Here is a 7254-nt window from a genome sequence, read left to right on the forward strand (position 1 = left end):
CCCCCTCGGAAAACGAGGGGGTCGGGAGATCGACCCTCCTGGTCAGAGGATGAACTTCGATGGCTCACAGTGTTCCTTCACGTGGGTCAAGTTGCAGTACACACCACCTTACAATTTCGAAGATTCGAGATCGCTTTGAGAAAGCTGAAAGTCCGTCTGCTCGAACCTTGTAGGTTCAGGCAGACGGACTCCTTGGCGTTATTCCTTCACGCAGATCACGGTGCGCGGCCTGCCATCCTGCGCTTCGGTCATACCGTGCGTGAGCGTTTCAAAGCCGGGGTACTTCGCGTTGAAACGTTCCTCAAATCGGAGGTAGCGCAACAGGATCGCCGCGGGAATGCCACGCTCAGAGTAGTTGCCACGCACGTCGAGGCCGGGGGTCATGACCGTCACTTTGATGGGGTCGAGCATGGTGAAGCCGTCATCGATCTACTCGAAGCCGTGCCACTCCTGGGCGGTCGTGAGCTCCCACTCCTCGCGGGCAGCGATGCCCTCACGCGCGGGCGTATCGGGGCCCACACGTCGAACCACCAGTCGGTAGGCTCGCTGCTGACGCGATCCGCCGCTGAAACGTCGCAGCTCGCGATGATCGAGTACTGCGGGCTCGTCGAGGTGTGCATGAGGAACGACTCGTTAAAGATCGTCTGGTCGAGTGCCGTGTTCTCGGCCTCCCGCACGAGCACCTGCGAGGCCTGCGAGAGTCCGGCGAGGAGCTTGTGCGTCGACTGGGTCGCGTAAATCATGGTGTCGCGCGGGCGAGCGCGCTCATCGCTGATCGCGTGCATACCCGAGTACAGCTCGTGGAAGCTCGCGTGGGGCAGCCATGCCTCATCGAAGTGCAGCGCATCGACGTGGCCGTCGAGGGTCTGCGTGATTTCTTCAGCGTTGTAGATGATGCCGTCGTAGGTGCTCTGCGTGAGGGCAAGCATGCGCGGCTTCTTCGTCTTGTCGGTGATGAAGGGGTTGGCATCGATCTTTGCCTGAATGGATTCTGGCGTGAACTCCGAGCGCGGAATCGGGCCGATGATGCCCGCGAGGTTGCGCGTCGGGGTGAGGAAGATCGGGACGGCCCCCGTCAGGATGATCGCGTGCAGCACCGACGAGTGGCAGTTGCGGTCAACGACCACGATGTCTCCCGCGCCGACGAGCGAGTTCCAGACGATCTTGTTCGACGTCGATGTGCCATTCGTCACGAAGAACAGGTGATCGGCCTTGAAAGTGCGGGCGGCGCGCTTCTCGGACTCCGCGATCGGGCCGGTGTCATCGAGCAGCTGACCGCGCTCTTCGACCGCGTTGCACACGTCAGAGCGCAGCAGGTTCTCGCCGAAGAACTGATGGAAGAGCGTGCCGGTCGGGCGATCGAGCGGGCGACGAACTCAGACGTGTCTTCAAACGCGTTAATGCAGCCGTGCACGTGACGAAGCACGTCCGACGGAATCTCGCGGGCGGTGAGCTGCTCGCCAAACAGGAAGATGGGCAGACGCTCATTGCGCTCGCGCACGGCGGTCACGAGTCGCGCCTCGCCGCGGCCGGCGGTCTCAGCACCGGCGCTCGTGCGGGGCGCGACCGAGAAGATGACGGCCGATACACGACTAGTGAGCGATGCGATCGTGGTTTCGTGCGCTGACGGCACGCTCACGACGTCAAGACCGAGGCCGGTCAGGGCATCAGCGAGCGCCGAGAACGCCGTGGCACCCGCGACCTTGTGCTCCTCGTCGTGCGAGACAAGCATGATGGGAAATTCTGGTTTCATGATGTTCTTTCTGAGGTGAAAGTCAACCAGGGATTGGCGGATCGGTTATCGCGCGTCATGCACGATGCGGCCGCCGAGCAGGGTGACCGCGACGCCGGGATCGAGCGGTGACACGGGTGCGTCCGAGCCCATGGTGAGGGTCACCCCGAGCTCAAGCATGGTGCGCAGCATGAAGCTGAAGTCGGTGCGATCCGCCCAGCACTGGTGAGTGACATCGCGGTCATCAAGCAAGTGGGCTGGCTGAACGCTCGCAATCGCGACCGCGATCTTCGGCGGCACCTCGCTCTACCTGCAGACCTGGATGTCGACCGCAATCGGCCCCAACGCGTTCGTCTCCTACGTCATGACGTTGCTCGCGATCTCGGCCCTTACAGTGTTCCTCATGCCTGAAACGAAGGGTCGCATCCTCACGGACGATCACAAGGACTTCACGAAGGAGTCATCACTGCGTCACGCGCGGATCCGCAGCTCACACAGCAAGCTGCGGATCCGCGCATTTTTTCAACATCCGATCAGGTAATTCTGCGAAAATAGAAGCATCGCCAAGGTCGTTGCCATTTAACGCCGGCGTAGCGTCTCGGCGCACCCACCGAGATGCGACAACATCTTGGAGGAAGTATGCAGAATCTCACCGTCCTTGGCACCGGAGTGCTCGGGTCACAGATCATTTTCCAGTCGGCATATGCGGGTAAGACCGTTGTCGCCTACGACATCAACGATGACATCTTGGCAAAGCTTCCCGCTCGTTGGGAGCAGCTGAAGGCCGCGTACCTGCGCGACATTCCCGGCGCCACCCCAGAGAAGCTTGATGCGGCAGAAGCACGAATCCGTCCCTCGTCAGATCTGGCCGACGCCGTTGGCGACGCCGACCTCATTATTGAGGCAGTGCCTGAGCGTCTCGACATCAAGCAGCAGACCTGGGAGAAGGTGAGCAAGGTTGCTCCCGCGAAGACCATCTTCGCGACCAACTCGTCGACGCTGTTGCCGAGCGACATTGCGCCGTTCACTGATCGCCCCGCGAAGTTCCTCGCCATGCACTTCGCAAACCAGATTTGGAAGTTCAACACGTGCGAAATCATGGAGCACCCCGGCACTGACGCCGACATCTTTGAGGCCGCAGTTGGCTTCGCAGTTGAGATCGGCATGGAGCCGGTCCGCATCCACAAGGAACAGCCGGGCTACGTACTCAACAGCCTGCTCGTCCCATTCCTTGACGCGGCAGCACAGCTCCTCGTGCGCGGCGTCGCGAGCGTCGAAGACATCGACAAGACCTGGCGCATCTCGACCGGTGCACCGGTGGGTCCGTTCCAGATTTACGATGTTGTCGGCATGAACACCCCCTACAACCTGTCGAAGGACAGCGCTGACCCTGAGAAGCGTCAGTTCGCTGAACTCATCAAGAAGGAATACATCGACAAGGGCTACCTCGGTATTGCGACCGGTCGTGGCTTCTACGACTACAGCAAGTAATCGCGAGCGCACAGCGCGCTGACTGCACGGCACCGGAGGCCCTGGCTCACTACGAGTCCGGGCCTCCGGTGTTTCCGTCTGGCAACAGCCCCACGGCCGTAACCTTTCGTTTGCCAATGAGCAATCTGGCCTCCCTACGCTGAATAACCGCGTGCGGTCATGAGCTGCCTGACAGCTACACCTGGATCCGCACGCCTTTTGGTTTAGGAAAGGTACCCGGCAACAACGTGTCTTGGTTCTCACGCACTTCAACGAAAACGACGCTCGCAGCAGGTCTCTGCCTCGGGCTTGTCACGAGCGGCGTCGCCCTCTCTGCCCCGCTCCCCGTGACCGCCAGCTATGCGGCACCCGATACCGGCGGCCTCGATCTTGGAGGACGCGAGTCTAGCCTGCTTCGGGCTGATACCCGTCAGATCGCCCCCGGCCTCAAGGCAACGAGTTTCGATCGTTTGCAGGGCGAGGGCTGGGTCACCGGCGACGTACTCGTCGCAGACCTGTCGACCCCGAGCCTCAGCATGGACGTGCGTGACTCGGGCAGTCTCACGAGCCCCGCACCGGTGACCGAGCACACGCTCAGCGAGCACGCCGTTGCCGCGGTGAACGGTTCATTCTTCGACATCAACAACTCTGGCGTTGCCCAAGGCACCAACGTGTCGTCCACCGAGGGCGTAAAGACCACGAGCGGTTCGCCAGTGGAGAGCTTCACCGTCGCCCAGGGCCTCGCCGCGATTCAGGCGCTCACTTCCGCAGCGACCGTCGACATTGCTGGCACGCAACAGCGCGTCAGCACCGTGAACAACATCGGCATTCCGCAGGACGGCATCGGGTACTTCACCACGATGTGGGGCGAGTACCCGATCTCACGTGCGATCGGCGGCCCGGCAAACATCGACCCGAAGTTCCTCCGCGTTGAGGTTGTTGACGGTGTTGTCTCGCGCATGACCACCGATCTCGCTGAGATCACTGGGCCCACCGCCATTCCTGCTGGCACCGGAGTGCTGCTGGCGCGCGGTGCTGCCGTTGACCACTTCGCCGAGGTCAAGCCCGGCGATGCACTTCCTGTCACCGTTGCAGCGAGCGAAGATGTCGATCTCGCGATCAGCGGCAACCAGCGTCTGGTGGCCGATGGTCAGGTCGTCGCGGCTCCCGGTACCGGCGAACCGCGCACCGCGGTGGGCGTGAGTGCCGACGGCAGCACGGTCTATGTCGTGTCACTCGATGGCCGCCAGAGCCACTCGCGCGGTATGGCCCTCGATGAGCTGGGTGAGTTCATGGTCGAACTCGGTGCGCACAACGCGGTGAACCTTGATGGCGGCGGATCAAGCACCCTCCTCCTGCGCGAGCCGGGCACCGATGAGTTGAGCGTCGCGAACGCGCCCTCGGACGGGCACCTGCGGAGCGTGCCGAACAGCCTCGTCTTCTCGTCGACGGCGCCGGATACCGGTCTCGCTGACGTTATGGTCACCCCGGAGTCGAAGCTCGCTGACACTGACGCGGTCTTCCCCGGTTTCTCACGCACCATCGCTGGCACCGGTCTGGATGCGAACCGCACCTCGCTCACGGCCGCTGGTGAGTTCGCAGTGGGTGGCGAGCACGCGAGTATCGAGGCAGTCGACGGCGATACGGCACGCGTCACCGGTAAGACGCCGGGCCGCGCACCCGTGTCGTTCACGGCAGAGGGCAAGACCGCCAACACCGAGATTCGTGTGCTCGGTGATCTTGAGCGGCTGCGCTCCAGCAAGAGCGTCATCTCGCTCGTTGATGAGGCTGACAGCGCGGAAGTCACCATCACCGGTCTCGACCGCGACGGCTTCACCGCACCCATCGAGGCGAGCGATCTGACCGTCACGGCCGGCACGGATGTCGCGGTGGAGTCGAAGGACGGCGTGACCTTCACGATCACTCCGCTCAAGGCGTCTGGCGCAGCAACCGTTTCATTCTCGGCTGGTGAGCGACGCGTTGACGTCGCGGTCACGATTGGCCTCAACGAGCAGCCGGTCTCCGACCTCGCGAATGGTGCCGACTGGACGTTCCGTTCTGACCGCGCGACCGGTGACATCAGCACCGCCGTCGGCCCGAACGGCGAGCCTGCACTGAAGCTCAACTACGACTTTGCATCGTCAACCGGCACCCGCGGTGCGTATGCTGTGGCACCCGAGCCGATTGAGATCGCAGGCCAGCCGAAGGCGATCACGATGTGGGTACACGGCGATGGCAACAACACCTGGCCGCGCCTGCAGATGAAGACCGGCGCTGGTACGACGATCAACATCGATGGAGCGTACACCGATTGGACCGGCTGGAAGCAGGTCACGTTCACCGTTCCTGTCGGCACTGCATTCCCGCTGAAGCTCGAACGAATCCGCATGATGGAGACCTCGGCAGCACGCCAGTACACGGGCGAGACCATGTTCGCTGGCATCACGGCCGTGGTCGCACCCGACGTAGATCAGCCCACTGCGAGCGTTGTGCACGATCCGCTCATCGTCACGAACGGCACCGTCGATGACCGGAGCCAGCGGATCGCCGTCATGAGCGATGCGCAGTTTGTGGCCCGCAATCCCGAAGGGCCGAACGTGCAGGGTGCGCGACAGACGCTGCGTGAGATTCTCGCGGCGGATCCCGAAATGTTCGTGATCACCGGCGACTTTGTCGACGAGGCAGCGCCGGAGGACTTCGCACTCGCGCGCAAGATCTTGGACGAGGAGATCGGCGACAAGCTGCCGTGGGTCTATGTTCCTGGGAACCACGAGGTCATGGGTGGCCCCATCGAGAACTTCATTGCGGAGTTCGGCCCGACCAAGACCAAGCAGCAGGTCGGCAGCACGCTCGTCGTCACGCTGAACACTGCGCAGGGCTCGTTCAACAAGTCCGACAAGACCCAGATGCGATTCTTCGAGCAGGCACTCGAAGAAGCAGCAAAGGACTCGACGATCACCGGTGTGCTCGTCTTCGCGCACCACCCCATCGATGATCCGAAGAGCAGCAAGGACAGCCAGATTTCGGATCGCCTCGAGGCGACGAAATACCAGGAACGTTTGTCTGAGTTCCGCGCTGACACCGGCAAGTCGATCGCGTCGATCAACGGCCACGCAGGTGTCTTCCACGCAACAAGCTACGACGGTGTCTCAACCCTGCTCACGGGCAACAGCGGCAAGTCGCCGTCTGGTGCACCGGGTGATGGCGGTTTCACCGGCTGGGCGATGCTCGGTCTCAACCCGGGTGCTGGTGTCGTTGGCGCTGATCCGCTCCCGGTCTCCAGCCGCACCAACTGGCTCCAGGCAGAGGTGAAGCCGCGCGTTGAGTCGCTCACGCTTGGCGCGAGCGCTGCGCTTCCCGCGGCGATGACCGTTGGCGACAGCGTCACCGTGGACTCCACGATTGTGCAGGACGGTGGCCGCGTCGTTCCCGTCCAGTGGCCCATGAGCGCCCAGTGGGGCGGCGACACGGTCGTCGTAGATGACGGTACCGTCGAGACCGGCAAGTCCGGCCGCGCCCTGAGCGTGAGCCAGAGTGAGAAGGCGGCAGCTGGCGTGCTGCGACTGAACCCGGCGACCGGTGAGCTCACCGCAACCGGCGAGGGCACCGGCACCCTGCGCGTCACGGTGAACGGCGTCACGACCGAACACACGATTGCAGTGGCCGCGGCTCCCGTTGACCCAGGCACTCCTGAGGAGCCAGGTACGCCTGAGGAGCCCGGCACCCCGGGTGACGGTTCCGGGAACGGCTCCGGCGACGGCTCGGATGCCGGCGGAAAAGGCGGATCGGGCGCTGCCGATCAGCAGCCCTCCGCTGATGGCGCGGATCGGGCCGACGCGCTTGCGTCGACCGGCGACACCGGCGTGCAGGCCTGGTTCGCTGCCGCGTTTGGTGCGGCGCTGCTCGCAGCAGGCGGCATGTTTGCGGGGCTGCGACGCAAGCGTCCATAGAAGTACACATCACGGGGGTCTGGGGAGCACTCGCGCTCCCCAGACCCCCCGGTCTGGGAGGGGGCGGTGGTGTACGCCATCTCTGGCGGGTTGTTGGTGGTA

General features: G+C 63.3%; 7 protein-coding genes. 3 read left to right on the forward strand and 4 right to left on the reverse strand.

The features are described 5' to 3' along the window. Positions 1-198: 198 nt before the first annotated feature. From ICM05_RS12590 to ICM05_RS02635, 4 genes are read right to left on the reverse strand one after another with little or no spacing between them, the layout of a single operon-like run. Complete coding sequence (locus ICM05_RS12590; RefSeq protein WP_215401720.1) at positions 199-411, reverse strand: hypothetical protein; 213 nt, start codon at positions 409-411, stop codon at positions 199-201. Further along, positions 390-1301 carry a hypothetical protein gene (locus tag ICM05_RS12595; RefSeq protein WP_215401721.1) on the reverse strand — a complete coding sequence of 304 codons (912 nt, stop codon included), beginning with the start codon at positions 1299-1301 and terminating at the stop codon, positions 390-392. Before ICM05_RS12595 ends, ICM05_RS12590 begins: the two co-directional genes overlap by 22 nt. Continuing rightward, positions 1190-1753 (reverse strand): Orn/Lys/Arg decarboxylase N-terminal domain-containing protein, encoded by a 564-nt coding sequence (locus tag ICM05_RS12895; RefSeq protein ID WP_215401722.1) that lies wholly within the window; start codon positions 1751-1753, stop codon positions 1190-1192. Before ICM05_RS12895 ends, ICM05_RS12595 begins: the two co-directional genes overlap by 112 nt. Before the next feature lie 45 nt (positions 1754-1798). Then, positions 1799-2032 (reverse strand): hypothetical protein, encoded by a 234-nt coding sequence (locus ICM05_RS02635; RefSeq protein WP_188022983.1) that lies wholly within the window; start codon positions 2030-2032, stop codon positions 1799-1801. A 22-nt stretch (positions 2033-2054) separates the two neighbouring features. On the opposite strand from ICM05_RS02635, the gene ICM05_RS02640 reads away from it, so the two are divergent. From ICM05_RS02640 to ICM05_RS02650, 3 genes are all read left to right on the forward strand, one after another. Next, complete coding sequence (locus ICM05_RS02640) at positions 2055-2273, forward strand: hypothetical protein (protein ID WP_188022984.1); 219 nt, start codon at positions 2055-2057, stop codon at positions 2271-2273. Positions 2274-2371: 98 nt separating this feature from the next. Continuing rightward, positions 2372-3223: a 3-hydroxyacyl-CoA dehydrogenase gene (locus ICM05_RS02645; RefSeq protein WP_188022985.1), complete on the forward strand. Its 852-nt coding sequence runs from the start codon at positions 2372-2374 to the stop codon at positions 3221-3223. A gap of 227 nt (positions 3224-3450) precedes the next feature. Then, complete coding sequence (locus ICM05_RS02650) at positions 3451-7152, forward strand: phosphodiester glycosidase family protein (protein ID WP_188022986.1); 3702 nt, start codon at positions 3451-3453, stop codon at positions 7150-7152. Positions 7153-7254 lie beyond the last annotated feature (102 nt).

Origin of the sequence: Leucobacter sp. cx-42 (assembly GCF_014529985.1) — a bacterium.
Classification (GTDB): Bacteria; Actinomycetota; Actinomycetes; order Actinomycetales; family Microbacteriaceae; genus Leucobacter.

Coding starts and splice junctions, on each gene's coding strand:
- ICM05_RS12590 (WP_215401720.1), bottom strand. CDS start 411: ATGCTCGACCCCATCAAAGTGACGGTCATGACCCCCGGCCTCGACGTG.
- ICM05_RS02640 (WP_188022984.1), top strand. CDS start 2,055: ATGTCGACCGCAATCGGCCCCAACGCGTTCGTCTCCTACGTCATGACG.
- ICM05_RS12895 (WP_215401722.1), bottom strand. CDS start 1,753: ATGAAACCAGAATTTCCCATCATGCTTGTCTCGCACGACGAGGAGCAC.
- ICM05_RS02645 (WP_188022985.1), top strand. CDS start 2,372: ATGCAGAATCTCACCGTCCTTGGCACCGGAGTGCTCGGGTCACAGATC.